The organism is Prochlorococcus sp. MIT2308, assembly GCF_059772345.1.
In genome coordinates this window covers 375,307-397,474 of sequence record NZ_CM186283.1, presented here as the reverse complement: position 1 = coordinate 397,474, position 22,168 = coordinate 375,307, and the positions used below count along the sequence as shown (strand labels likewise).

Annotated in this window: 32 protein-coding genes; 17 read left to right on the top strand and 15 right to left on the bottom strand. The window is 32.1% G+C overall.

The features are described 5' to 3' along the window. Nucleotides 1-10: 10 nt before the first annotated feature. Nucleotides 11-1,057: a potassium channel family protein gene (locus AC6EIW_RS02135; RefSeq protein ID WP_498521601.1), complete on the bottom strand. Its 1,047-nt coding sequence runs from the start codon at nucleotides 1,055-1,057 to the stop codon at nucleotides 11-13. Between the two features lie 151 nt (nucleotides 1,058-1,208). On the opposite strand from AC6EIW_RS02135, the gene AC6EIW_RS02130 reads away from it, so the two are divergent. After that, nucleotides 1,209-1,430 carry a hypothetical protein gene (locus AC6EIW_RS02130; RefSeq protein WP_498520975.1) on the top strand — a complete coding sequence of 74 codons (222 nt, stop codon included), beginning with the start codon at nucleotides 1,209-1,211 and terminating at the stop codon, nucleotides 1,428-1,430. Between the two features lie 124 nt (nucleotides 1,431-1,554). Here the strand turns inward: AC6EIW_RS02130 and AC6EIW_RS02125 are convergent, their stop codons facing one another. After that, on the bottom strand, nucleotides 1,555-1,722 hold the full coding sequence (locus tag AC6EIW_RS02125; RefSeq protein ID WP_498520974.1) for a translation initiation factor IF-2 N-terminal domain-containing protein: 168 nt from the start codon (nucleotides 1,720-1,722) through the stop codon (nucleotides 1,555-1,557). 96 nt (nucleotides 1,723-1,818) lie between these two features. Here AC6EIW_RS02125 and AC6EIW_RS02120 point away from each other — a divergent pair, with 96 nt between their 5' ends. The 4 genes from AC6EIW_RS02120 to AC6EIW_RS02105 all read left to right on the top strand — a co-directional run bounded on the left by AC6EIW_RS02120 (nucleotide 1,819) and on the right by AC6EIW_RS02105 (nucleotide 3,534). Next, complete coding sequence (locus AC6EIW_RS02120; protein ID WP_498520973.1) at nucleotides 1,819-2,016, top strand: hypothetical protein; 198 nt, start codon at nucleotides 1,819-1,821, stop codon at nucleotides 2,014-2,016. Nucleotides 2,017-2,441: 425 nt separating this feature from the next. Continuing rightward, a complete protein-coding gene (locus AC6EIW_RS02115) occupies nucleotides 2,442-2,657 on the top strand; it encodes a Nif11-like leader peptide family natural product precursor (protein ID WP_498520972.1) in 216 nt (71 codons plus the stop codon). A gap of 315 nt (nucleotides 2,658-2,972) precedes the next feature. Then, the gene (locus AC6EIW_RS02110) at nucleotides 2,973-3,305 is read left to right on the top strand and encodes a hypothetical protein (protein ID WP_498520971.1); all 333 of its coding nucleotides are present in this window, start codon (nucleotides 2,973-2,975) and stop codon (nucleotides 3,303-3,305) included. A 58-nt stretch (nucleotides 3,306-3,363) separates the two neighbouring features. Beyond that, on the top strand, nucleotides 3,364-3,534 hold the full coding sequence (locus AC6EIW_RS02105) for a hypothetical protein (RefSeq protein WP_498520970.1): 171 nt from the start codon (nucleotides 3,364-3,366) through the stop codon (nucleotides 3,532-3,534). 25 nt (nucleotides 3,535-3,559) lie between these two features. Here the strand turns inward: AC6EIW_RS02105 and AC6EIW_RS02100 are convergent, their stop codons facing one another. Next, on the bottom strand, nucleotides 3,560-4,303 hold the full coding sequence (locus tag AC6EIW_RS02100; RefSeq protein WP_498520969.1) for an MBL fold metallo-hydrolase: 744 nt from the start codon (nucleotides 4,301-4,303) through the stop codon (nucleotides 3,560-3,562). Between the two features lie 305 nt (nucleotides 4,304-4,608). On the opposite strand from AC6EIW_RS02100, the gene AC6EIW_RS02095 reads away from it, so the two are divergent. The 5 genes from AC6EIW_RS02095 to AC6EIW_RS02075 all read left to right on the top strand — a co-directional run bounded on the left by AC6EIW_RS02095 (nucleotide 4,609) and on the right by AC6EIW_RS02075 (nucleotide 8,107). Next, nucleotides 4,609-5,331 (top strand): SDR family NAD(P)-dependent oxidoreductase, encoded by a 723-nt coding sequence (locus AC6EIW_RS02095; RefSeq protein ID WP_498520968.1) that lies wholly within the window; start codon nucleotides 4,609-4,611, stop codon nucleotides 5,329-5,331. Nucleotides 5,332-5,436: 105 nt separating this feature from the next. Beyond that, nucleotides 5,437-6,129 (top strand): Type 1 glutamine amidotransferase-like domain-containing protein, encoded by a 693-nt coding sequence (locus AC6EIW_RS02090; protein ID WP_498520967.1) that lies wholly within the window; start codon nucleotides 5,437-5,439, stop codon nucleotides 6,127-6,129. Nucleotides 6,130-6,214: 85 nt separating this feature from the next. Further along, a complete protein-coding gene (locus AC6EIW_RS02085) occupies nucleotides 6,215-6,427 on the top strand; it encodes a hypothetical protein (protein ID WP_498520966.1) in 213 nt (70 codons plus the stop codon). Between the two features lie 216 nt (nucleotides 6,428-6,643). Next, the gene (locus AC6EIW_RS02080) at nucleotides 6,644-7,831 is read left to right on the top strand and encodes a fatty acid desaturase (protein ID WP_498520965.1); all 1,188 of its coding nucleotides are present in this window, start codon (nucleotides 6,644-6,646) and stop codon (nucleotides 7,829-7,831) included. Between the two features lie 93 nt (nucleotides 7,832-7,924). Beyond that, nucleotides 7,925-8,107, top strand: a complete 183-nt coding sequence (locus AC6EIW_RS02075; protein WP_498520964.1) for a Nif11 family protein — start codon at nucleotides 7,925-7,927, stop codon at nucleotides 8,105-8,107. Between the two features lie 26 nt (nucleotides 8,108-8,133). On the opposite strand, the gene AC6EIW_RS02070 is transcribed toward AC6EIW_RS02075, so the two are convergent. From AC6EIW_RS02070 to AC6EIW_RS02060, 3 genes are all read right to left on the bottom strand, one after another. After that, nucleotides 8,134-8,385, bottom strand: coding sequence for a hypothetical protein (locus tag AC6EIW_RS02070; RefSeq protein ID WP_498520963.1), 252 nt, complete (start codon nucleotides 8,383-8,385; stop codon nucleotides 8,134-8,136). Nucleotides 8,386-8,527: 142 nt separating this feature from the next. Next, the gene (locus tag AC6EIW_RS02065) at nucleotides 8,528-8,686 is read right to left on the bottom strand and encodes a hypothetical protein (protein ID WP_498520962.1); all 159 of its coding nucleotides are present in this window, start codon (nucleotides 8,684-8,686) and stop codon (nucleotides 8,528-8,530) included. 100 nt (nucleotides 8,687-8,786) lie between these two features. Beyond that, on the bottom strand, nucleotides 8,787-8,954 hold the full coding sequence (locus AC6EIW_RS02060) for a hypothetical protein (protein ID WP_498520961.1): 168 nt from the start codon (nucleotides 8,952-8,954) through the stop codon (nucleotides 8,787-8,789). A 544-nt stretch (nucleotides 8,955-9,498) separates the two neighbouring features. Between AC6EIW_RS02060 and AC6EIW_RS02055 the strand changes: the two genes are divergently transcribed. Continuing rightward, complete coding sequence (locus AC6EIW_RS02055) at nucleotides 9,499-9,669, top strand: hypothetical protein (RefSeq protein ID WP_498520960.1); 171 nt, start codon at nucleotides 9,499-9,501, stop codon at nucleotides 9,667-9,669. A 29-nt stretch (nucleotides 9,670-9,698) separates the two neighbouring features. Here AC6EIW_RS02055 and AC6EIW_RS02050 read toward each other — a convergent pair whose 3' ends face one another. After that, a complete protein-coding gene (locus AC6EIW_RS02050; RefSeq protein ID WP_498520959.1) occupies nucleotides 9,699-10,736 on the bottom strand; it encodes an NmrA/HSCARG family protein in 1,038 nt (345 codons plus the stop codon). A 225-nt stretch (nucleotides 10,737-10,961) separates the two neighbouring features. Here AC6EIW_RS02050 and AC6EIW_RS02045 point away from each other — a divergent pair, with 225 nt between their 5' ends. After that, nucleotides 10,962-11,162 (top strand): hypothetical protein, encoded by a 201-nt coding sequence (locus AC6EIW_RS02045; RefSeq protein ID WP_498520958.1) that lies wholly within the window; start codon nucleotides 10,962-10,964, stop codon nucleotides 11,160-11,162. A gap of 27 nt (nucleotides 11,163-11,189) precedes the next feature. Here the strand turns inward: AC6EIW_RS02045 and AC6EIW_RS02040 are convergent, their stop codons facing one another. Continuing rightward, the gene (locus AC6EIW_RS02040; RefSeq protein WP_498520957.1) at nucleotides 11,190-11,591 is read right to left on the bottom strand and encodes a hypothetical protein; all 402 of its coding nucleotides are present in this window, start codon (nucleotides 11,589-11,591) and stop codon (nucleotides 11,190-11,192) included. 239 nt (nucleotides 11,592-11,830) lie between these two features. Between AC6EIW_RS02040 and AC6EIW_RS02035 the strand changes: the two genes are divergently transcribed. Beyond that, on the top strand, nucleotides 11,831-12,052 hold the full coding sequence (locus AC6EIW_RS02035; protein ID WP_498520956.1) for a hypothetical protein: 222 nt from the start codon (nucleotides 11,831-11,833) through the stop codon (nucleotides 12,050-12,052). Nucleotides 12,053-12,342: 290 nt separating this feature from the next. After that, a complete protein-coding gene (locus AC6EIW_RS02030) occupies nucleotides 12,343-12,492 on the top strand; it encodes a hypothetical protein (protein ID WP_269612944.1) in 150 nt (49 codons plus the stop codon). A gap of 64 nt (nucleotides 12,493-12,556) precedes the next feature. On the opposite strand, the gene AC6EIW_RS02025 is transcribed toward AC6EIW_RS02030, so the two are convergent. The 6 genes from AC6EIW_RS02025 to AC6EIW_RS02000 form a co-directional block, all read right to left on the bottom strand. After that, nucleotides 12,557-13,171, bottom strand: a complete 615-nt coding sequence (locus AC6EIW_RS02025; RefSeq protein WP_498520955.1) for a uridine kinase family protein — start codon at nucleotides 13,169-13,171, stop codon at nucleotides 12,557-12,559. Between the two features lie 59 nt (nucleotides 13,172-13,230). Further along, nucleotides 13,231-13,371: a hypothetical protein gene (locus AC6EIW_RS02020; protein ID WP_498520954.1), complete on the bottom strand. Its 141-nt coding sequence runs from the start codon at nucleotides 13,369-13,371 to the stop codon at nucleotides 13,231-13,233. Between the two features lie 99 nt (nucleotides 13,372-13,470). After that, nucleotides 13,471-13,698 (bottom strand): DUF2862 domain-containing protein, encoded by a 228-nt coding sequence (locus AC6EIW_RS02015; RefSeq protein WP_498520953.1) that lies wholly within the window; start codon nucleotides 13,696-13,698, stop codon nucleotides 13,471-13,473. 41 nt (nucleotides 13,699-13,739) lie between these two features. Further along, a complete protein-coding gene (locus tag AC6EIW_RS02010; protein WP_498520952.1) occupies nucleotides 13,740-14,030 on the bottom strand; it encodes a DUF1330 domain-containing protein in 291 nt (96 codons plus the stop codon). A 190-nt stretch (nucleotides 14,031-14,220) separates the two neighbouring features. Further along, on the bottom strand, nucleotides 14,221-14,448 hold the full coding sequence (locus AC6EIW_RS02005) for a DUF6447 family protein (RefSeq protein WP_498520951.1): 228 nt from the start codon (nucleotides 14,446-14,448) through the stop codon (nucleotides 14,221-14,223). Nucleotides 14,449-14,492: 44 nt separating this feature from the next. Further along, a complete protein-coding gene (locus AC6EIW_RS02000; protein ID WP_498520950.1) occupies nucleotides 14,493-16,229 on the bottom strand; it encodes an ABC transporter ATP-binding protein in 1,737 nt (578 codons plus the stop codon). A 38-nt stretch (nucleotides 16,230-16,267) separates the two neighbouring features. Between AC6EIW_RS02000 and AC6EIW_RS01995 the strand changes: the two genes are divergently transcribed. The 3 genes from AC6EIW_RS01995 to folP are packed head-to-tail and all read left to right on the top strand — an operon-like array spanning nucleotide 16,268 to nucleotide 18,059. Continuing rightward, complete coding sequence (locus AC6EIW_RS01995; protein WP_498507303.1) at nucleotides 16,268-16,486, top strand: RNA-binding S4 domain-containing protein; 219 nt, start codon at nucleotides 16,268-16,270, stop codon at nucleotides 16,484-16,486. A 12-nt stretch (nucleotides 16,487-16,498) separates the two neighbouring features. After that, nucleotides 16,499-17,239 carry a triose-phosphate isomerase gene (tpiA, locus tag AC6EIW_RS01990; RefSeq protein WP_498520949.1) on the top strand — a complete coding sequence of 247 codons (741 nt, stop codon included), beginning with the start codon at nucleotides 16,499-16,501 and terminating at the stop codon, nucleotides 17,237-17,239. Nucleotides 17,240-17,279: 40 nt separating this feature from the next. Then, nucleotides 17,280-18,059 carry a dihydropteroate synthase gene (gene folP, locus AC6EIW_RS01985; protein WP_498521600.1) on the top strand — a complete coding sequence of 260 codons (780 nt, stop codon included), beginning with the start codon at nucleotides 17,280-17,282 and terminating at the stop codon, nucleotides 18,057-18,059. Nucleotides 18,060-18,066: 7 nt separating this feature from the next. Here folP and AC6EIW_RS01980 read toward each other — a convergent pair whose 3' ends face one another. Beyond that, the gene (locus AC6EIW_RS01980) at nucleotides 18,067-22,080 is read right to left on the bottom strand and encodes a magnesium chelatase subunit H (RefSeq protein ID WP_498520948.1); all 4,014 of its coding nucleotides are present in this window, start codon (nucleotides 22,078-22,080) and stop codon (nucleotides 18,067-18,069) included. Nucleotides 22,081-22,168 lie beyond the last annotated feature (88 nt).

Genomic DNA, 22,168 nt, shown 5'->3' with positions numbered 1-22,168 from the left:
CTGGTAGCATTTAAGATGTTTTTACTAAAACGTCCTTAAAGCGAACTCTAACTCTGTCTAATTGCTCCTTACTTCCAAGAAAAATCATAATCATACCTGCTGAGATTGAAAAATTGTCTATCGGGTTACCTGTTAATTTTCCTGAAACTTTAGTTGCTAGAAGCAGAGCCTCACCTTGTTTTGAGAAATTAATAACTATATTTGTTTTGCTTGTAAAATTGTTAATTTTATCTATATTTTCTGTTACTTTGAATTCTTCTATTTCGCAATCTGAGCCTGCTAGTAAATCTATAAAATCAACAGCTATGGGTCTTAATGCAGAGGCGGCCATAGTCCTTCCTGCCGCTACATAAGGACTAACTACTGCATTAGCACCTGCTAGTTTTAATTTATTTGCTGCTTCTTCGTTCGCAGCCCTAGCGATTAATCTGCAATTATCATTAAGTGCTTTTGCACTTAGTACAACATATAAATTAGCTGCATCACTTGGAAGAGTAACAACTAAACTTCGACAATTTTTAATTCCAGCAAGTAAAAGTGATTCGTCCATAGTGGCGTCTGCTAATAAGACGTTGAACCCTTTATCTTCCGCTTCACTCTTTCTTGTAGGGTCAACTTCTATTATTAAAGTAGATATATTCTCAGAGTGTAATTGATCAGCGATTTCTTTTCCTGTACGACCATAACCGCAAATGATTACATGATTTTGCATCCTTCTAATAAACCTCTTTAGTCTAAGCTCCTTTAATTTTATAAAATAGCCTAGTTCAGACAATTGTATAAACCTTTGCAGTGTTAATTGAATAACAAATAGACCTCCTCCGATTATTAAAAAAGTTATTATCCTGCCAGCAGAACTTAAAACTTCGACCTCACCAAAACCTATTGTTGTAACAGTTATCAGTACCATCCATAAACAATCTCCCCAATCCCATCCTTCTGTAATTCGATAACCCAATGCCCCAAATAAAAATAACAAAGTGAGTAATATTATTGGGCCCGCCCACAACTTTAAATAGTTTTTAAATTTAATTGATTTAATAAGATTCAAATTAATCCATTTGTCTCAATTTAATTCTATAGCGATGAATGAAAAAAAAATTTATTCGTTTTTATTTCTATACGTATAAGTTTAGCTGAATAATAATCATCTTTTTCTATCTTTATTCATAGTATGATTAAATCAGAGTAACTTGTAATTATCAAATATGGAAGATCTTACATCGGAAGACAAAAAAGAATTATGCAAGGAGGCTTTCCATGACATATCAGCAATCTTAGCCAATTTGCGAGATCAAGGTTTATCTGATATGGAAATTTTTGAATTTGGTAAGTCATTAATAGATCACTTTGATCCGATCAGGATGGAAAATTTAAAAAAAGATTCGGATTATCAAGACGCATTGTTCAGAGAAGCTAATGATTTATAGATAACTACTTAAACATTCTTTATGTATGAATTAACTAAGTATAATTTATTCATACTTCTGTCTTTTTTCACTATGGGAAGTTGTTTTTATCTCTTGGATATATTGATACTTAATTATCAATAATTCACTCCTTGTATTTTTGAACATGATCAATTATTTTTTTGCATTGCTCTATTGAAAGTGACGATAGAGGTGATGATGCAGGAATTTCTAGAAGAACACATGATGCAATTATCTCAGAGGAATCAATGCTTAGGGCCTCTGCGAGTTCCTTTACTCTCAACTTAGCCACATTAAAATCTACGTTTTTATGATCCTATAACCATTAATGTTTTTATTTCTAGTTTTTATTGCTATGTCTAAGGGGATTAGATTTGTAATTGATTAAATGAATGATGATAATGATTTGAAGTCAACCCTCAATGATGTTGTTTCATATGCTGTGCGGCGAATTGAGTCTGAATCTGATACAAATATCAGAAGATGTATATTTCAAGAATACAGGGAATGGCTAGGAACTTCTATTGATGATTGGGTTTTGGCATTGCCTTGTGATTGGGGGCATTCTAACGAGAATCCATATTAGTTACCTTAAGGAATAGGCTGATGTCTATATCTTTTATTTTTATCTTGTTTCATTAAAGCTTATATGGGCACATAGATAACCTGAATTTTTAACGTCTTTATTTTATCAATAAGTGCTTTGAGTACACTATCACAAAAATTTAATATTTAAAGTTTTTATATAGTCTTAGTGATGAATTAAATAATGCGCTGGAAATACATTCATACATTTGAAGCTCTGGAAATGAGTATAGGGGATTAATTTATAAATATTATAATTGATAATACTAGGAAACTGCATATTTTTATATAGTTTGTTCAACTATACATCTAGTCTTCATAATTTATAATCTTGGCAATAAATAATTTTTTTGTAGTTTATTTTTCATATTTAATACTATAGTTCTATGTTAATATAAAGAAATAAAATGTATTCCATTTTCTGAAATGTCATTAGATCAAATAAGAAATTTCTTGAAGGAAATGCAGAATGATGACTCTTTAAAAGAAGAAGTGCTCTCTTCCTCGACGGCAGATGATGTTGCCCTTATTGCTTTAAAGAAGGGTTATGAATTTTCAGGAGATGAATTGCTAAGATTTTCAGGTAAAAAAGTTGGAAGAATTACAGTTCAAAAAAATGATGTACCAGGAGAATATAATTAAGAATCTATTTTCTTTTTCTTAGCTCTTTAACTATTCCATCCCATTTTTTACCAGCTCTAACATAATAATCTCTCCTTTTCCTATTAATTAAATAATTAAAAATACCAATAGTTAATGGTATTATAATTAAGATTAAAATGATAAAATACATTTCTACATAATTTTAGTACTTATTTATTATATAGAATTTTATATATTGTGTATTGCTTTCAAATAACTTTTCATTTGAATTAAGTGACGATACTCATTTTAACAATAATATGTTCCATTTTTAATCATTTTCATCTATTATGTAATCTAGTTCTAACTAAATTTATGGATATTACATTTATAGCAATAGCTATTTTTATAATTGTTGCAATAGCATTTCTTACGCTTTATTTGTTTAAAAGTATTAATAAAAAATCTTTTACGGCCGAAGATGGTTCTGTTTTTGATAATCAAGCCGATTTAGATCTCTATCAAACGTTATATGACAAGACAAATTCTTTATTTAGCCCTGATGTTGAGAATGGTTCTACTCAGCAAATATTAGGCTTTGAGAAATCATTCATATCTAAACTAAAAAAAGAAGGTTTTCCAGATTTAAAAACCCTTATTATATATCGTAAGCAATTTAAATCATTATCAGATTTAATTAATCCTTAGGCGGTGTTTTTTTTGAGGTTTGAGTATACTAATATAAGAAAATTTTTTATTAGTCACAATGAGTAAAGCTGAGTCTACTGAAGAACAGTTTTCAGAAATGAGAGAAGACGCTTTTGTAAACATTAAGGAAGCCTGCATGAGACTTCAAGAAAGAACAAAGTGTAGAAACGAAGTTGTTATAAAAATGCTAAACGAAGTTTCCCAATTTTATATTATGCAGGAAGAGTAAACTAAGTAATACAATACTAATATCTTTATGCATATTCTCTGATTTGATATTTTCTTAATGGTTCAGGATTAATAAAGTTAGTACTAGTATCTTTAAATAAACTTATATCTTCAACTGATCCATCAACTTTAATAAGATTGTTTATTAATCCCGTAAAAGTAATATCTCCCCCTGTTGTGCTTGCTAAAACTAATTTTGGGTTAAATAGCTTTAATAATTCAGGTAATATAGTTTTACCTTTAATAAATTTACCTGCGATTGGCAATGAAAAATCTAATACTGGTGTTATGACTAAATCTATATTTCTTGGTTTTATTTTCTTATCAAGAAATCCATGTGGCTCAATATAAATAGAATCTTCACCTGATTCAATAATATAGCCATTCTCAATATTTGGTACTGCTGCCCCTGAAGTAGCTTGTATATTTAAATTTCTATCTTTAAAGTTTTCTCCCGGTTTTAGAGAATTTATTTTATTAAAACCTATTTGCCGAACAACATTGCTTCCAGCTTCTGAGGCAATTACAGAAGTACCTTTATCTATGTTATGAAGTGTTGGAGGATGGGCGTGATCCGGTTGGCCTTGTGTTAGTAATAAATAATCAATGTCTTTGGGGATTTCAATTTGTTTGGATAATTCACCTTTTATCAGCCAGTCTCCAGGGGGGAATGTCAAATTTCCATTCAACCAAGGATCTATCAAAATTCTTGTGTGATCAAATTCAATAAGCCAACCATTAGCACCGTAATAAGTTGCTGTTATCGCCATGTGTTTTCCTATTAATCTAACAATTTTTAGTGAATATGGTGGTTTCTAATGTATTTATCTAGTATATAATCTTAAAGTAAGACAATTAAAATTATTATTATTAAAAAAACTAAAATGATTAAAGCTGCAAACTTTTTAATGTATTGTTGAAATTCATATAACCAATCATTTTCCATTTTGTCACTACTTTTATTTTATTCTATACTTTATTCATCATATAATGATTTAATCTAGATATATTGAAAAATTATTTTGTCCCGATTTACATAATACTTCTCTATCATTGAGCTAAATTTTTTAATAAGATGACGATTCGAGATTGGGAGGGTGTTGCACTAATAATTGGAGCTGGGGACATTGGTAGATGTATTTTTGATTATTTGTCGACTGTCGCTCCAAAGCTTGATGTTTTTATATGTGGACGAGATCTTAATAATAATCAAAATTCTATTTATTTAGATTTAGAGAATGAGAATTCATATAATTCATTTGAAAACCAACTTGAGCTTTTTAATGAGCCGCTTCGACTTGTCATAAATACAAGTGGTTTTCTTCATTCAAATCTTGTAAAACCTGAAAAAAGACTATCACATATAAATCGCTCTAATATTATTAAGAATTTTTCGATTAATGCAATTGCTCCTATCTTAATTGCAAAATCAATTGAAAAATTTATAAGAACAGACTGTCCCTTCTCTTATGCAAGTTTAAGCGCCAGAGTTGGTAGTATTGGAGATAATAGGCTAGGTGGTTGGTATTCATACAGAGCCTCTAAGGCTGCTCAAAATCAATTACTGAAAACCCTTAGTATTGAATGGCGTCGAAAATATCCGCTTGCAATTGTATCAATGTTGCATCCAGGTACTTGTGACACTAAATTATCAAAACCATTTCAGACTTCAGTACCTAATGGAAAGCTCTTTACTCCCTCTCAATCTTGTGAGTATTTGATTAATGTTATCTCTGATCAAGAACCATCAGATTCTGGTAAGTTTCTTGCCTGGGACGGGAGTATTATTTGCTGGTAGTAAAGAGTGTTTTATAATTCATATTCTAATTAAAAAACATTTCATTAGTTTTTGTCATAAATATTTTTTATAGTCGTATTATTTGAAAAGTTACACTATAGCTCTTTGAAAAAAAATATTATCGCAATTGGTGGTGGAGGTTTTGGGAGAAGTAATTCACCTTACTTAATCGAAAAATATATTCTTAATCTCTCAGATAAAAATTCCCCAAAAATCTGTTTCATACCAACTGCAACTGGAGACGATGATTCATATATTGTTCGCTTCTATTCGATTTTTACACGCTTAAATTGTGTACCATCTCATATTGAATTTTTCAAAAGAACTATTGATATCCATAATCATATCTTGAATCAGGATGTGGTATTTGTTGGTGGTGGTAATACAAAGAGCATGCTTGCCGTGTGGAATGATTGGGGTATGAGTTCATTACTTAATCATGCATATAATGATGGGGTAATAATGAGTGGAGTAAGTGCTGGCGCTATTTGTTGGTTTACTAATGGAATTACAGATTCATGGGATAATGAATTAAAGACCTTGCCTTGTTTAGATTTTATTAAAGGCACATGCTGTCCTCATTACGATGAAGAGCCTGAACGCATTCCATATGTAAAAAAACTATTACTTGATGAAAAAATAAATAATTGTATTGCGATAGAAGGTGGTTCCGCTATGCATTTTATTGATGGAAAGCCTTTTAAAAATATAAGTTTTAAAAAAGATAAAAATACATATAATGTATTTCTTAAAAATAAAGATATAATTGAGTCTCCTTTCGAGAAAATTCAATTGTAAATAATTTTGTAATCATTTACAATTCTTTTTCACTTTAAGAGATCGTCTATGATTAAAAATATCGTTCTATTTATTATTATCTAAAATGTTTTTATTCTTACTATCATTCTCGGAAATGGGCCTTACTTTACCACTCATAATTGTATTAGTAATTTTTGGTGGTTTTTTTCTTATTAGCTTTTTCATCACAAGTCCTAATATGGATACCAAAGGTTTATTAAGAGTTTTATATTCAAAACCTATAAGGAAGGAGGATGGATCAGTTGAGTATCCAGAAAGTAGAAATAATAAATTTTAGAATATATTAGTATTTTTTATCAATCTTATAGTTATTATTTTGTTAAGGATTAGATTAAATAAAGGCTCTTTAATAACAATTTATTGTTCTATGAGGAAATATTTTTGTGAATATTAGAAATTGCTATAGCCTCATAGGACCATAGAAGGTAACGTCGTATAAGAGCTAATCATGTGATTAAAAAAATTGGAAAAAAGTTTGCTTACTAAATGCGAGATGAACAAAAAAAAAATTATCAAAAATTCGTTCCTTCCCTCTGGACTAAAGGGGAAAGCATTAGAAATTTCACTTAATGATATTCCATCGAGAAAAGATGTTAGAGGGGCTATCCCTAGGCATTGCTTTACTCGCCAGACGAATAGATCACTTTTTTATCTCTGCAGGACGATAGGGATTCAGATATTTGTAGTTCTGCTTGGACTATCTATTCCTCTTACTAAAGAAATGATTCCACTTTGGATTTTATATTCAATACTCTCTGGAACAACATCAATGGGACTTTGGGTCTTAGCTCATGAATGTGGACATGGTGCTTTTTCAGATAATCGTAGATTAGAAACACTTATCGGATATGCCCTTCATTCTTTTTTACTTGTCCCTTACTTTTCATGGCAAAGATCACACGCAGTTCACCATGCCTTTACTAATCACATAACAGATGGTGAGACGCATGTTCCTGTTGTGATTTCCGGGGATGGTAAATCTGAAAAAAAGGGTGGTGAAAATGAAATGGAGTCATCATTATTCCTTGGGAAAATTCTCTATGGCTTCAATCAATTATTCCTTCACTTGATTCTTGGATGGCCAGCGTACTTACTTTTGGGCAAAACAGGTGGACCTAAGTATGGGACAAGCAACCATTTCTGGCCAGCTGCCCCGTTCTCGAAAAAACTATGGCCATCCATATGGGCCAAAAAGGTATGGATCTCAGATTGGGGAATTGTTTTTATGTTGCTGTTATTGACTTCTTGGACTTTATATTTTGGAATAAATTCAATGATTAGTCTTTACCTAGGACCTCTAGTCGTTGTCAATATTTGGCTTGTTATTTATACATGGCTTCACCACACAGACACGGATGTTCCACATCTAGGTTCAAGTCAATTTTCGTACATGAGAGGAGCATTCTTATCTATAGATAGACCTTATGGACGAATTTTAGATTTTCTCCATCACTCAATAGGTTCTACTCACGCTATTCATCATATTGAACCAACAATACCTCACTATCATGCAAGACTTGCAACTAGAATTTTGAAAGAAAAATTTCCAAAAGTATATCTCTACAATCCTACCCCAATCCATAAGTCTCTTTGGCATATAGCTACAAACTGTGTTGCCGTAAAGAAGGAAAAAGCAATCGATAGATATGTTTGGAAACAGCCAAATCACTCACAATCCTAATTATCAAGTTTATTATTTAATAAAATTACCTTCACTTCATTTATATATATATTGTGATAAATCTATTATTTAATAGTCAGATATAAAGTAAAGATGTCGAAAAAAGATTATGAATGTTTCCTATACAAAATTGATCAACTAAATAAGTTGGTTGAACTAATTAAAAACTCTCCAGACAAATATGAATTAATTATTAGATGTCAAACGCATGAAGATGTCGTAGCACTTGCCAAGCAATGGGGATATGAAATTGGAAAAAGATGGGGAGAATACTAGGCGCAATTCGGAGCCGTAAAATGGTGCTATTGGCCACCTCCATTACAGCTCCATACCTTTGAAGGGATTCCTTGTGTATTCTTTCCGTCGATACGAAATGTCTTTGTTATGCAGTCATTTTGTGACTCAGCCCATGTTGAAAGTGGTTCTAAATCAGTTGAAATTTCATTAACTGATTTTGACAGAGAAATAATTGAGATTGACGTGAATACAAGAGATAAGGTGCTTAGACCTGCAAAAATCAAGTATTTATTATTTTCGAATAATTGTTTTAGCATATCTAGAAGTGAGAATTACCATCAACATTAGTTATGATTTAGAGATTTATCAGAATAAGTTAAACTTTGAGAATATTAGAAAGTTACTAGATTTTCGTTTACTGTAAAAGTTTAGTCTTCTATAATTTTCTTATTAAGGAATTTAATTCTTTTTATCCATAAAATCTAAAATCTTTTTTAATCTGTCTGTGTTTTCAAAGTTAGGACTTGCTGTAAGAAATATCACTAAAACTATCATTAGTAAACCGACGCTAGATACACCTAGTAATAGTTGTTGAAAAGGATCTAAGGATTCGAGCATCTATCTTGTTTTAAACATTTGGAATTATATATTAATGATAATCTATCAAAAGGGTCAATAACACTGAGTAAAAATAATGTTTGAGTTCTTAGATAATTCTTTACTTCTTTTTAGTATCTTTAGGCCACCTTGCCCTCAGATTAAGTGGGTTTTTGAGATTTATTTCTATAGGTTTTCCTTGAGCTAATGATATCAAAGCTTTAAAAGTCCACCCACCAAAAATTAATAGTGCTGAAATTAAAAATATATAACTTATATTAGTAAGCATAAATCAAAAAATATTTGGTCTATTTTATGACTTTATTTGCTAGTTTCTTCGAATGTTAATCTAAATTATAAACAACTCTTATATTTTTAATAAATTCTAATTTATTTTAGATATTTCAAATTTTTTTTTTATTACATCTACTACTCGAGAAACAAGATCCCTTCCCTAGAGACTACATCGACTAGTAAAAAATACTTATCCCGTTTGTCTTGAATAATGTTCTTATTTTTTTTTATAACCCCTATATTATTTTTTTTATAACTTTTATTGATTTTTGTGCGATTTGGTATGAATATGAATGTGCAATAGATTTTTTTGATGATCAACACTACGTATTTATATTCATTTTTAATATTATTAGTATGTTGCCTTACATTTTATTTTATTATCAATTATCGACCTGGTAAAAGCGAAACAAATAATAAACTCCTTTTAAAGAAATTGTTAGAAGGTTTAGATATGGAATTGCCTGAAGAATTAAAAGCATTAAAAAACTCATCTAATAATGCTCAGAAATATCGTAATTTCTAATCAGATAAAACCAATGTCCTATTTAAACTTTGATGATACTGAAACTTCAGGTATATGGTGGTCTACTAATGTTTCTATTAGAGATTTATGCCTAGAGCTAAAAGATGATACACGTTGTGATGACAATGAGATAGTAGAGTTACTTAGATCGATAGCAAAATCGATTGAGATTAATGGTTTGTGATTTTAATTTAACCAAAAATTCTTACGAAATTATTTATCCCATTGCAACTTCCATTGAGAAGATTTCCATTGCCTTGTCCATGTATTTTGTCTTTTGTTCTGTTCTTCAAGTTTTCTTTTAAGCCAGTCCTTGAGAGAAGTTGGCACAATATTTAAATCAGCCTGAATCATTTTAAGTTTATTCATATCAGCTCCATAACCTGTTCTTTCGATCCAATCAGCCATCACACCAATATCGTATTCAAGTAACTTCATAGCTACTCTAGGAATCATTACGTAATTTGTTAGAAGTCCTTCTGAAGCAACAAGCCTTTGGAGAATCATTGCCATTTCTAATCCTGTTAGCTCCTCTCCTGCAATATTGATAGATTGATTCTTATATTTCCCAGGCTTCGATAATACACCTCTTACCCATTTACCTACATCTTCAACAGCAATTGTCTGCCACTTAAAATCCTTATTAACGATTCCAGGAAATATCTTTTTAGAGATAGTGTATCCAGGCAATTTGTTTTCAAAATTTTCAAAATAACTAACTGGCCTTAGGACAGTAGTAATTTCTTTAAGATCACATTTTTGTATATATTCCTCGATATCCCATTTACTCGTAAAGTGTCCTGGAGCAGGATCATTTTTTAATGGATCTTTCGCCTTGCTAATTGAGCTGAATATAAAATGACTTAGTTGTCCTTTTTTATAAGCAGCTTTAACTTGATTAATCAAGTTTAAGCCTTGTTCCATTTCGTAAGACCTTACAATACTCCCTCTGAATACTTGCCATCCTTTTGTAGGAGTAGTATTACCAAAAATTGCGTCTACTCCATCAAAAGCTCTACTCAAGCTTTCAGGATCCATTAAATCACCTTTGACCAATTCTACGTTTAAAAGACTCCCTAGCTCAATAGCTTTCGGACTTTTTATGTTTCTTGTTATGGCACGTATTTGATATTTCTTGGTTTTGCTTAATTCTTTAACAACTCCAATACCTTGCCTACTTGTTGCCATAGTTACTGCTATGACTGGTGATCTTGTTACACTTGCATCAACATTTGCCTCTTGTTCAAGCACGGTCCGAAAGTTATTAATAAGGAATGTAAAGCATAGGTGAATTTATGTAAAGTTGTAGATTCTTCTCTGGTCAATAATCTTCTGTCCTTAGTCTATGAATACTCTTTGCATCCATTAGAAGTTTCTTTATTTTAACTATGTGAGCTTTTCGTAAAGGAATGTTTTAATTGCTTTTTTAGTTCCAAAGTGTTGGCTATGAATTTGTTAATACTTAGTTTGATCATTATGGCAAATGAGGTTCTTCAGGAAATTGATCGACAAAAAATCATCTTTGATGTTGTCGACGGCATCCCACTATCAGGAGACGAATCCGATGAAATCAGATGCTTCTATTCTCAAATTGAATCTGATAATTTAATGCTTGAATATTCAGCCGAGGAGTTAGGTTTTAATAATGTTTTGTTTGAGTACTTAAGTCAGGGTTAACTTTTTATTGTTATCAATAAAAGAATTTTAATCTAGGCCCTGGAATAATTCTTTATGGACAGCAAAAGTATGGTAAAGACTGGTCCCGTTTTCTGGTGATAATCGTTCTCCGTCTTTGTCCCAGGCTAGTGAGCAGATAAGGTCTCCATCCCATTTTACTTTATGCTCATTAATTTCTTTAGACCAAACTCTCACCTCATTAAAGTGTTCAGGCATAAATTTGCCAATCTTTCTACATATTTCACACAGCACAGATAAGATGGGAGGCTTGGAATCTAATTTAAGTTCTTTAGTTAGCGACGGTTGTGTAAAAACTCCAACATACCTTATATGATCTATGATTCTTTGTTCTTTATTATCTAATTTAGCTTTTCTACAAGCTTCTTCAAATTCTTCAACAGGCGTTATTGGACGTAAATGTTTGATCACTTAGACATTTTGAACTTATTTTTAATATCTTATATTATATATGTATATTTTAGTTATTAATATTATATCCAATAATTTATAGTTCATTATTGATATTTTTGTTATTGTTATACCGTTTATCCGCAAATATTCCAATTATTACTGTTGCGATGGTTTCCTTACATTGAAAATTCAATATACTGATCTACTTCATGATTCTCTTTCTAAAGCCAGTCATAGCTTACTTTTGCTAGAGCTAAATGTTACAAAGTAAAATATCAATGGTCATATCTCCTGATGACTGGTATTTATATTGGGTCTTACTAAAGAACATGCTTCCTTTAACCTTCGCTGGCCTACTAAGTACACCAGCTCCTACTGCACCAATCGTAGGTATCGCATTTATGGCTCTGTTTGGAATTATGGCTGTCGTAGTTGGTCCAAATTACGATGGTTTTAACGATCCAAACACATCTAAATAACTAGATTATCTAGTCTGAATCAAGTGGGTTAATGTGCTGTGCATTTTTACCCACTTTTTTTGTGCTCCTCAATATTAAAAGAATTTTTGAAGCTAGTTTCAATAATTCTTTTTTAATCTTGTGCTAACTATTAATAAATGATTTTGTATAGAATATCTTACGGCCGTCAAACAATCTTATCTTATCAATGTATAAAATTGTCTATTTTATATTATTTAATTCAAAACCAGTAACTAATTAAATTATTTATTGCATTTTCTGCTATTTATATTTTGCTTTATTTAACTTTCATGGGTAATTTATTAATCGCTGGTCTTACAAGTACACCAGCGCCAACAGCAGTATTGGTTGGAGTTGCATCAATTGCATTATTTGCGATTGTTGGTTTAATGGTTGGACCTGACTATGATGGAATGAATGCTCCTGAGGTAAAAAAATAAATACTTAAATTTACTTTCAAAAATTAATATTAACTAAGAAAAATAGTAATTTTATTTTTCTTAGTTAATTATTAGAAAAAAGTTTATTTATTTTATAAATTAAATTATTATAATTAATTTTATCTGATGTATTTATTTTTATAACTTGATTTTGATTTATATAGCTTTTAATATTTATATAAAATAAATTCCATGAGCTACTAAATCTTTTTATAATCTCATCATGAGATCTACCTCTATTTGATTTATCTCTTTTCAATCTTCTTTCTAAACAGATTTCTTTGTCTTCCTTACAAAGAATATTTACAGTATTTCTATAATTTAAATCAAGTCTATGAGCAAATATTCCCTCCAATATTAAAATTTGATTTTTACCTTTATTATTAATTTTTTTAATTGAAGTACTTGATTTTTTTTTAATAAAATCATATTGTAAGCATTTAATATCACTACTTCTCATATAAATAGATTCTATAGTTTTTTTTAATTCATTTTTGTTGATACTTAAAGGTCTATCATAAATATCAAATAAAAATTTAGATAAAAAACGGATTAATAAATTATCTCTATAATATGAATCTGTTTTTATTAGTATTGAATTTTCATATAGTTTAGATAACTTATTGCTTAAAAAAGACTTTCCAGAGCCAGAAGGGCCTGTAATCACAATGGTTATCACTATTAATTCAATTTGTCATTTTATAAAGTCTAACAATAGATTTATATTAATATAATCTATTATTGCATTTTATTGTAATTAAGTTCTTCTTCAGTCCAGCTTCTTTTGTTAAATCTATTTTCAATAAATCTTAGAACTAGTATTATCAAAGGAATATGGATTAGTCCTCCAATTACAACTGTGACTTGGTTATAGGGCATAATCTTTTTATCCAACTTGCATTAATATACTTTATCAATCATTTGTCATCCCAATATGTATCTTTTAGTCATATAAATATTGATTTAACTAGGTATTAATTACATTAATACTGATAACTCCTTTTCGAAAAACCAATTTATTTGACCATTTTTAAGTTTAACTACTAGGCCAAATTGATTCCCATCTACCATTTTATATCCAACTAATTCTACCGTAGGCTCCTTTTTAATTAATTCTAAAATATTTTGCGGTAAACGATCTTTGACTTCGTTTATTTCAATTCTAAGTATTTGCCCTTTTTGAAGAGTCGAGGAATCTTTTATCATAATTAATCATTTCTACCTATTCAATCATGAGAATAATGCAATTATCCAATTATTGACAGCGATAACTGTTTATCTATTCCACTATATTTTATGTACTCTTGAAATTCAGATGAATTAAAGGCTTTTTGTGCTGCGGCTTTAGATTCAAATTCAACAATAACTCCTAATTGTCCACCATCCCATTCGTTTAGATCTGAATTTTGGTTTACATCTTTCGCAATTATTGTTCCACCAACTGATCTGAGCCATGGGACAACGGTTTTAACGTATTCTATAAATTGTGCAGTGCTTTCAATTTTGGCCTGTTTTAACCAGTAGCCTTTAGCTTCCATCTCATCCCCTTCATGTTTTCTTTAGATTCTCTCACAATTTTCACCGTTTTTGAAGGCAGTTGAAAATTGTTTATTCTTTTTAGTTAGAAGAAATATTTACTAAAATGAATGTTTTTAATAAAAATGCCAGGTTTTGTAAAATTAGTTTTATTTTAATAACTTAATTACTATGAAATAAATAAATTATTTATTACTTTATTGGTTCAATTGATTCTAGTTTAGACTTTAATTGCATTGCTAGATGTTGTCGTCCAACTGCTAATACTTTAAGTGTGTCTTCGTGCATTCTGAGTTGTGCATCAGCGACCTGCATTCCTTTAATAAGCTCTTTTACATCTTTAGGTAGGCTTTTTAAATCATATTTGTTATCCTCAAAAGTAAGTATTGCTTCTTTTTCATTTGAAGGTAAACTTGTCATTAATTTAGTATTAGCTTATTAATAATATAACATTAAATATATTATTAATAAGTCTCTATAAACTGTTTATCGCAAAATTCTTTATATCTACCTTGTTTCTTGATTAAATCATAATGATTACCAACTTCACAAATTCTCCCCTTTTCAATTACTGCTATTTTATTTGCTTTTTGTATCGTCGATAATCTATGAGCAATCACAAGAACAGTTCGATTACTCATTGCTTGTTGAAGCCCTTTTTGAACTGATTCCTCAGCTTCTGCATCTAGTGCACTTGTTGCTTCGTCAAGCAATAAAATTGTGGGATCGCCTAGCAAAGCTCTTGCTATTGATATTCTTTGTAATTGACCTCCTGAAAAATTGCTACCTCTTTCCTCTATGTATGTTTCGTAGCCATTGGGAAGTCTTTCAATAAAGTTATGTGCATTGGCAATTTTTGCAGCATTAACAATATCTTTTCTAGTAGCTGTCCTTCCAAATCTTATAGCTTCAGCTATTGTACCAGAAAAAATAAATGTTTTTTGAGGAACAATAGCAATCAATTTTCTCAAGTAGTCAGTATTGAGTTCATCTAATTTGTGGTCATCAATAAATATAGATCCATTGCTTGGCTCAATGAATTTTAATATCAATGAAAAAATTGTGCTTTTCCCTGCACCTGAAGGCCCAACCAAAGCCAATATTTGTCCGTTATCTACCTCTAAATTTATATCGTTTAATACATTATGTTTATCAATATATGAGAAGAATACATTTTTAAATAATAATTTACCACTTATATTATTAGGTTTAATACCCTTATTGGATGTAGATACCTCTAGTGGATTAGTAGTTATTTCATTTAGTCTTCTTAGTGATGCTTGACCTTGCTTTAACTCGTTGTAGTTGACTGTTATGTGACTTATTGGATCTATTAGCATTATTAATGCTGTAAAATAGCTTCCAAATTCTTCATTTGAAATTCCTCCACTTTGTATTCTATAAGTACCTATTGTAAGTATGCTCAAAATACCAATTATTTCTATTAAACCAACTATTGGGTGCTGAAGTGCAACAAGAGTTAGCATTTTATATTTAGCCTCTTTGTGTAATTTAACTTGTATATCAAAATCTTTTTGCAACCATTCCTCAACTGCAAAAGCTTTAACCATTGGCAAACCTTGTATAGCCTCTGATAGCAAAGAAGCTAAAGAACTTATTTTCTTTTGGCTTTGCTCAGAAGCTTTTAATACTCTTCCTCCAAAATCGCTTACCAATAAGGCAATCAAGGGAGCTAAAATAATAGTTGAAAGTGATAATTTCCAATCAATAAATATCATATAACCAAATACTGCTAATAATTGAAATGCAGATGGTGTCGTATCTTGAATTGATTTATAAATAACCTCACCAACACGATCAACATCCTCAGTAAGTCTGTAGGCGATATCTCCAGATGAGAGTTTTTCAATAAAAAGAATATTTGTTCTCTGAAGTTTTTTAAAGAGTGTCGTTCTTAGATCTTGACCTAGTGCTAATGCTGGTTTAGCTAGAAGACTATCTTGTAGATATTGAGCTGTTTTTTGAATGATAAAAATAATTAATGCTTGTACAATTACTATTAAAACTTGCTTTGTATCCCCTCGACCTATAGCCGGTATTAACTTACCTGATAGCCATGCAAGAATGGGCCAACAAAGAACATATGCAAGCATGCTAATACTACCCAGTATTAATACCTGCGTATGTCCTTTAAGTCTCCTTAAGAGGTAGTTAAGATCTATTTTGATTTTTGGGTTCATTACATCAAAATATCAATATTTAATTTAAAAGCTCGTAAATGAAACTAGATCAATACCTAAAATTTATTGGGATCGTTCAGACTGGAGGTGAAGCGAAAATGGTTATCAGATCAGGGCGAATAAGCGTTAATGGCATTGTAGAGAATAGAAGAGGACGAAAATTAATTGATGGTGATCAAATTATTTTTGCTAATGAAACATACATAGTTCCAAATTCTGATCCTCTAGGCCGTAAGTTGGCAAGAAGCGAAAAATGAGGAGCTAGCAGCGTGCGTAAACCGGTCATTGCAGGGAATTGGAAGATGAACATGACATGCACTGAGGCTATTGAGTACATGCGAGTGTTTATTCCATTATTGAAAGATATACCAAAGAAAGATAGGGAAGTTGTTATCGCACCTCCCTTTACAGCCCTCTACCCTTTGTCTGAGCTTGTTAAAGACAAAAGCGAATTCGTTTCATTATCTAGTCAAAATGTTCACTGGGAGGACAGTGGAGCCTACACAGCTGAGGTCTCCCCTCTAATGCTTAATGAACTTTCTGTTAAATGTGCAATTGTTGGACATAGTGAGCCTAGAAAATACTTTAGTGAAAGTGATGAACAGATAAATAAGAGAGCTCAATCAGCACAAGATCATCAATTAATTCCCATTGTTTGTGTTGGAGAAACTTATCAACAAAGAGAGCTTGGTGAAGCTGAAAGGGTAATTAAAAGGCAAATTGATCAAGGTCTTGAAGGGATAGATGTAAAAAGGTTAATAGTTGCTTATGAGCCAATATGGGCCATTGGAACAGGTAAAACTTGTGAATCCCATGAAGCTAATAGAATTTGCTCACTCATTCGTAAATGGATTGGTTTCGAAGACGTCATTATTCAATATGGTGGATCAGTTAAATCAAATAACATTGATGAGATAATGTCTATGTCAGACATTGATGGTGTATTAGTTGGTGGTGCTTCTTTAGATCCTACAAATTTTGCAAGAATTGCTAACTACGAATCAATTTAATAAATACTTGCCTAAGCATTGGGAAAGAGAAACCCATTTAATGGCAATAGTAAATATCACTAAAGATTCATTTAGTGATGGAGGTCTTTATTTTGACTTACCATCTGCGATTAATCATTCATCAATATGTGTTAAACAAGGAGCACACATCCTGGATATTGGTGCACAGAGCACGCGACCTGGTGCATCTGAGGTTGGAGCCGAAATTGAGATTAAAAGATTGGCTCCATTAATAAAAGAATTAAAATTATTACATCCGAAGGTTCCCATTTCTGTAGATACATTTCACCATTCAGTTGCTAAGAAAGTATTAGATGCAGGAGCCGATTGGATTAATGATATCAGTGGTGGACGTCATGATCCTGAAATATTTAACGTTATAGCTGATAAAGGTTGCCCATATGTATTGACTCATAGTCGTGGTAATAGCAAGACAATGGATTCATTAGCTATATATTCAAACGTTGTTGAAGATGTGAAAAATGAAATATTAAATCAAATCGATTTAGCAGTATCTAAGGGTATAAAAAATGATCAGATTATTGTTGATCCCGGACTAGGTTTTGCGAAGAATGTAGATCATAACTTAACTTTGCTTAAAAATATAGATGAATTTGTATCTATGAAATATCCAATATTAATAGGAGCCTCCAGAAAAAGATTTATCGGGTCTGTTATTAATGAACCTGACGCTACCAAAAGAATATTTGGAACCTCTGCAGTTGCTTCTCGATGCGTGATTGCTGGAGTTGATATTTTAAGAGTTCATGATATTAAAGAAATTTCTCAGGTTATAAAAATGACCAAATCAATAATTTAATACGTATTTAATCCTCTGTATTAACTCCTTCTATACGATCTTCTACTTCTTGATAAAGTTCTTTTAATTGTTCAATATTTTCATCGGATGTTTCCCAATATCCTCGACCATTAACTTCTAGTAATGTACCAACTATTCTTCTGAAACTATGAGGATTCAATTCCATTAATCTTTTCCTCATCTCAGGATCATTTATAAAAGTTTCGTTGGATTCTTCATATACGAAATTATCGACTTGGCCACTAGTTGCACTCCAGCCTAATGTGTAATTAAGTCTATTAGATACCTCTCTCACCCCTTCATATCCTGACTTGAGCATACCTTCGTACCATTTGGGGTTAAGTAATTTCGTTCTAGAATCTAATCTAATAGTTTCACTTAATGATCTAACCTGAGCATTTGCAGTAGTCGTATCAGCTATATAACTACTTGGTGCTTTACCGTCATCTCTAAGGTTTTTGATTAAATTTGTTGGATCAGAATCAAAGTAATGACTTACATCTGTTAGTGATATTTCTGAGGAATCAAGATTTTGGAATGTGACATCTGCAGTTTTCATAACAGATTCAAAAACATCTCTGTTCTGATTCATTTCACCTGGATTATCAGCATTGAAAGCATAGGTCTTCCTTGATAAGTACATTTCTTGTAACTCATTTTCTTCTTCCCAGGTCGAATTCTCTACTGCCAAATTGACATTTGAACTATAACTACCACTCGCATTTGAAAAAACTCTGCTTGCAGATTCCCTAATGCTTTTTCCTTCCTTTTCTGCTTGCTCGAGTGTATGTTTCCTTACAAAATTTTGATCAAGTGGTTCATCGGCCTCTGCAGCCATTTTTACTGCTTGATCAATTAATGCCATTTGATTAATAAACAAATCCCTAAATACACCGGAACAGTTAACAACGACATCGATTCTTGGTCTTCCTAATTCCTCGAGAGAGAGTAGTTCTAATTTGTTCACTCTACCCACTGAGTCTGGCTTTGGTTTTACACCTACAAACCAAAGGATCTGTGCTAGAGATTCTCCATATGTTTTTATGTTATCAGTACCCCAAAGAACGCAGGCAATAGTTTCAGGCCATGCGCCTTGCTCCTCTTTTTGCCTTTCGATAAGCTTGTCTACGACTCCTTTAGCTGATGCAACTGCGGCAACAGTTGGAATCGACTGGGGATCTAATGCATGAATATTTTTACCACTTGGTAATACTCCAGGGTTTCTAATAGGATCACCACCCGGGCCAGGAATAACATAATCTCCATCGAGAGCTTTTAAAAGGCTCTCCATTTCTTTATCAGCACATATTTGTTCTAAACAAAATCTCAAATATTCAAATAATTTATCAAGTGAACTTGCATTTACATTCTCAAAACCTGCTTTCTTTGCTGATGTTTGCCATGGTGATGGGATTGAGAAACCAATACCTCTTAAGAACTCAACAATTAGTGTCCAAATACTCTTCTTCATATTTACTCTCCCATCTCTTCCTGTCAGAGACTTAACCATTGAACCAACTGCCTCTCTTGATGTTTCTGTAATTAATTTATTAAGCTCAACATCTTCTAATTTGCCCTTGTTATTACCCTCATAGACCTCTTCAATTGTTTTTCCTTTTGATTCAGCTAACAAACCTGGTAAGGATCTAATTCCATCATCTTCCCTTTCTATGGATGCAATACTTACTAAGGTTGCAATCGCTTCTTCAGCAGTGGCAGGTTTTCCAATAGTGTGTAAGCCGCAAGGTAATAATCGACTTTCTATTTCCATTAATTGCTTATAAACATTTCCAACCACCAAATCTCTTTCATCAATTTCTAATTCAGAAGCATCTTTTTCAGGTAGTTTTACATCTTCATCAAGATTACATTTTTTTGATGTTTCAACAATTGCATTAACTATTTGAATTCCTCTTCCACTTTCTCTTAATTGCTGATAAGAACCAACTAACTCTCCAAGTTCTTTTAGACCTTTATACAGTCCAGCATTTTCAGCTGGGGGAGTTAGATAACTAATTGTTGAAGCGTATCCTCTTCTTTTTGCGATTGTTGCTTCCGAAGGATTATTTGCTGCGTAGTAGTAAAGATTAGGCAGACCTCCAATTAATGAATCTGGATAACAAGTCTCACTCATACCCATTTGTTTACCGGGCATGAATTCAAGAGATCCATGAGTTCCAAAATGAAGGACAGCATCAGCTTTCCAAACTTTTTCTAAATAAGTGTAATAGGCTGCAAAACCATGATGAGGACTAGCACTTCTGGAATAGAGCAATCTCATAGGATCACCTTCATATCCAAAAGTAGGTTGTACTCCAACAAAAACATTCCCAAATTCTTTTCCGTAGATAAGAAGATTTTGTCCGTCACTATTTAAATTTCCTGGGGGTTTTCCCCAGTTCTCTTCAAGGCGGTCAGAATATGGAGTTAATTTTTCATATTCTTTTACGCTCATTCGATGTGCTATTGAGAGCTCAGGGGATCCTTGTAATGCTTCAGGATCATTAATCAATGACTCCATCAGTTCTTTTGGATTCTTAGGTAAATCTTTTATGTCATAGCCTTTTTCCTTCATTTCTTCTAAAACTCTATAAATAGAGCCAAAGACGTCTAAATAAGCAGCGGTTCCAACATTTCCTTTATCAGGTGGAAAACTAAAAACAGTAATAGCTAATTTCTTCTGCTCACGTTTTTTAATTCTTAATGATGACCATCTAATAGCTCTCTCAGCTATTGCGTCGACTCTGTCCTGAAGTGTGTGGGCTTTGCCAGTTGCATCATCTCTACCAGATAAAACTATTGGCTCGATAGCACCATCCAATTCAGGAATAGCAATCTGAAGTGCAACTTGAACTGGATGAAGACCTAAATCACTACCTTCCCACTCCTGTGTAGTTTGGAAAACCAGTGGAAGTGCAACCATATAAGGTCGATTGAGTTTCTTTAATGCCTCAACTGCTTTTGGATGATCCTGTCTTGCTGGCCCCCCTACAAGTGCAAAACCAGTAAGAGAAACAACACCATCTACAATTGGTTGATCTGGTTTTATTGGGTCGTAATAAAATTCGTTTACTGGCTTTGAAAAATCTAATCCGCCACAAAAAATAGGTATGACAGTTGCTCCGCGATACTCCAGTTCTTGTATTACAGCAACGTAGTGGGCGTCATCTCCAGTAACAATATGACTTCTTTGGAGTACAAGACCAATTACTGGACCTTCTTTCGCCTTATTTGATAAGTCGTCTCTAGAAGCTATCCAATTTAAATATTCTTTTTTATCTTCAAACATGCTTGGAGCTAATGGATGCCAAATTCCCAAATCTGGAAAAACCTCTGGCTCCGCAACTTGAATTTGTTCTTGTTCTAAAGTTAGTTCTGGGAATACATATTTATCTCCAAGCATTAAGAGGAAGTTCCTTAGATTATCTGGAGTACCTCCTAACCAATATTGAAAACTAAGCATAAAACTGCGAGCATCTTGAGCCTTGTCAACAGGCAGATACTTAAGAATTGATGGAAGAGTATTTAGAAGCTTTAACATCGAATCTTGAAAACCAGCCCCGCCTGCTTCTTTCCTCTTCTTCATAAAATCACCAATGATGCTTTTGCTTTGACCTAACTGAGCCATTGAAAAAGTGCCCAATTTGTTCAATCGCATAACCTCAGGCATTGATGGAAATACCACCGCCGCTTTTAGATTTTCCTTATGAGGTTCAACTGCTTCAACGACTTTTTGAGCCAAATCTTCAATAAAAATCAATGAAGCTACGAATAAATCTGCTTTTTCTATATCTTTTTTAAAGCTTTCATAATTGTCTGTATTTCTAAGTTCTTCTATTAAATACCCATTAAGTTCAATACCAATAGGACCATTTTGCTCGTTTAATGAGTTTGCAGCCTGTGTAAGGGCATTTTGATATTGAGGCTCAAGAACCACATAAACAGCCTTCATCACTGCTTTATGGCTGTGATTCTCGACAGGTGAAACTCTGCGATTGGCTGAGCGAACCTGTGTAAACATCTTTTCTTCTATCGGAATTCGACCAAGCCTAGTGTTCAGTGGCCCTTTAGTGTGTTATTTAGTTAATGCGTGTTACAAGCGATATCAA

Bases quoted from the DNA above. Each gene is read 5' to 3' on its own strand.
- AC6EIW_RS02045 (WP_498520958.1), top strand. From the start codon at position 10,962: ATGGCAAATGAGGTTCTTCAGGAAATTGATCGACAAAAAATCATCTTT.
- AC6EIW_RS02065 (WP_498520962.1), bottom strand. From the start codon at position 8,686: ATGCTCGAATCCTTAGATCCTTTTCAACAACTATTACTAGGTGTATCT.
- AC6EIW_RS02115 (WP_498520972.1), top strand. From the start codon at position 2,442: ATGTCATTAGATCAAATAAGAAATTTCTTGAAGGAAATGCAGAATGAT.
- AC6EIW_RS01995 (WP_498507303.1), top strand. From the start codon at position 16,268: ATGAAACTAGATCAATACCTAAAATTTATTGGGATCGTTCAGACTGGA.
- AC6EIW_RS02020 (WP_498520954.1), bottom strand. From the start codon at position 13,371: ATGCCCTATAACCAAGTCACAGTTGTAATTGGAGGACTAATCCATATT.
- AC6EIW_RS02010 (WP_498520952.1), bottom strand. From the start codon at position 14,030: ATGGAAGCTAAAGGCTACTGGTTAAAACAGGCCAAAATTGAAAGCACT.
- AC6EIW_RS02060 (WP_498520961.1), bottom strand. From the start codon at position 8,954: ATGCTTACTAATATAAGTTATATATTTTTAATTTCAGCACTATTAATT.
- AC6EIW_RS02085 (WP_498520966.1), top strand. From the start codon at position 6,215: ATGTTTTTATTCTTACTATCATTCTCGGAAATGGGCCTTACTTTACCA.
- AC6EIW_RS02005 (WP_498520951.1), bottom strand. From the start codon at position 14,448: ATGACAAGTTTACCTTCAAATGAAAAAGAAGCAATACTTACTTTTGAG.
- AC6EIW_RS02000 (WP_498520950.1), bottom strand. From the start codon at position 16,229: ATGAACCCAAAAATCAAAATAGATCTTAACTACCTCTTAAGGAGACTT.
- AC6EIW_RS02075 (WP_498520964.1), top strand. From the start codon at position 7,925: ATGTCGAAAAAAGATTATGAATGTTTCCTATACAAAATTGATCAACTA.
- AC6EIW_RS02095 (WP_498520968.1), top strand. From the start codon at position 4,609: ATGACGATTCGAGATTGGGAGGGTGTTGCACTAATAATTGGAGCTGGG.
- AC6EIW_RS02110 (WP_498520971.1), top strand. From the start codon at position 2,973: ATGGATATTACATTTATAGCAATAGCTATTTTTATAATTGTTGCAATA.
- AC6EIW_RS02035 (WP_498520956.1), top strand. From the start codon at position 11,831: ATGTTACAAAGTAAAATATCAATGGTCATATCTCCTGATGACTGGTAT.
- AC6EIW_RS02080 (WP_498520965.1), top strand. From the start codon at position 6,644: ATGAACAAAAAAAAAATTATCAAAAATTCGTTCCTTCCCTCTGGACTA.
- AC6EIW_RS02030 (WP_269612944.1), top strand. From the start codon at position 12,343: ATGGGTAATTTATTAATCGCTGGTCTTACAAGTACACCAGCGCCAACA.
- AC6EIW_RS02120 (WP_498520973.1), top strand. From the start codon at position 1,819: ATGAATGATGATAATGATTTGAAGTCAACCCTCAATGATGTTGTTTCA.
- AC6EIW_RS02105 (WP_498520970.1), top strand. From the start codon at position 3,364: ATGAGTAAAGCTGAGTCTACTGAAGAACAGTTTTCAGAAATGAGAGAA.
- AC6EIW_RS01980 (WP_498520948.1), bottom strand. From the start codon at position 22,080: ATGTTTACACAGGTTCGCTCAGCCAATCGCAGAGTTTCACCTGTCGAG.
- AC6EIW_RS02130 (WP_498520975.1), top strand. From the start codon at position 1,209: ATGGAAGATCTTACATCGGAAGACAAAAAAGAATTATGCAAGGAGGCT.
- AC6EIW_RS02015 (WP_498520953.1), bottom strand. From the start codon at position 13,698: ATGATAAAAGATTCCTCGACTCTTCAAAAAGGGCAAATACTTAGAATT.
- AC6EIW_RS02070 (WP_498520963.1), bottom strand. From the start codon at position 8,385: ATGCTAAAACAATTATTCGAAAATAATAAATACTTGATTTTTGCAGGT.
- AC6EIW_RS02055 (WP_498520960.1), top strand. From the start codon at position 9,499: ATGTCCTATTTAAACTTTGATGATACTGAAACTTCAGGTATATGGTGG.
- folP (WP_498521600.1), top strand. From the start codon at position 17,280: ATGGCAATAGTAAATATCACTAAAGATTCATTTAGTGATGGAGGTCTT.
- AC6EIW_RS02100 (WP_498520969.1), bottom strand. From the start codon at position 4,303: ATGGCGATAACAGCAACTTATTACGGTGCTAATGGTTGGCTTATTGAA.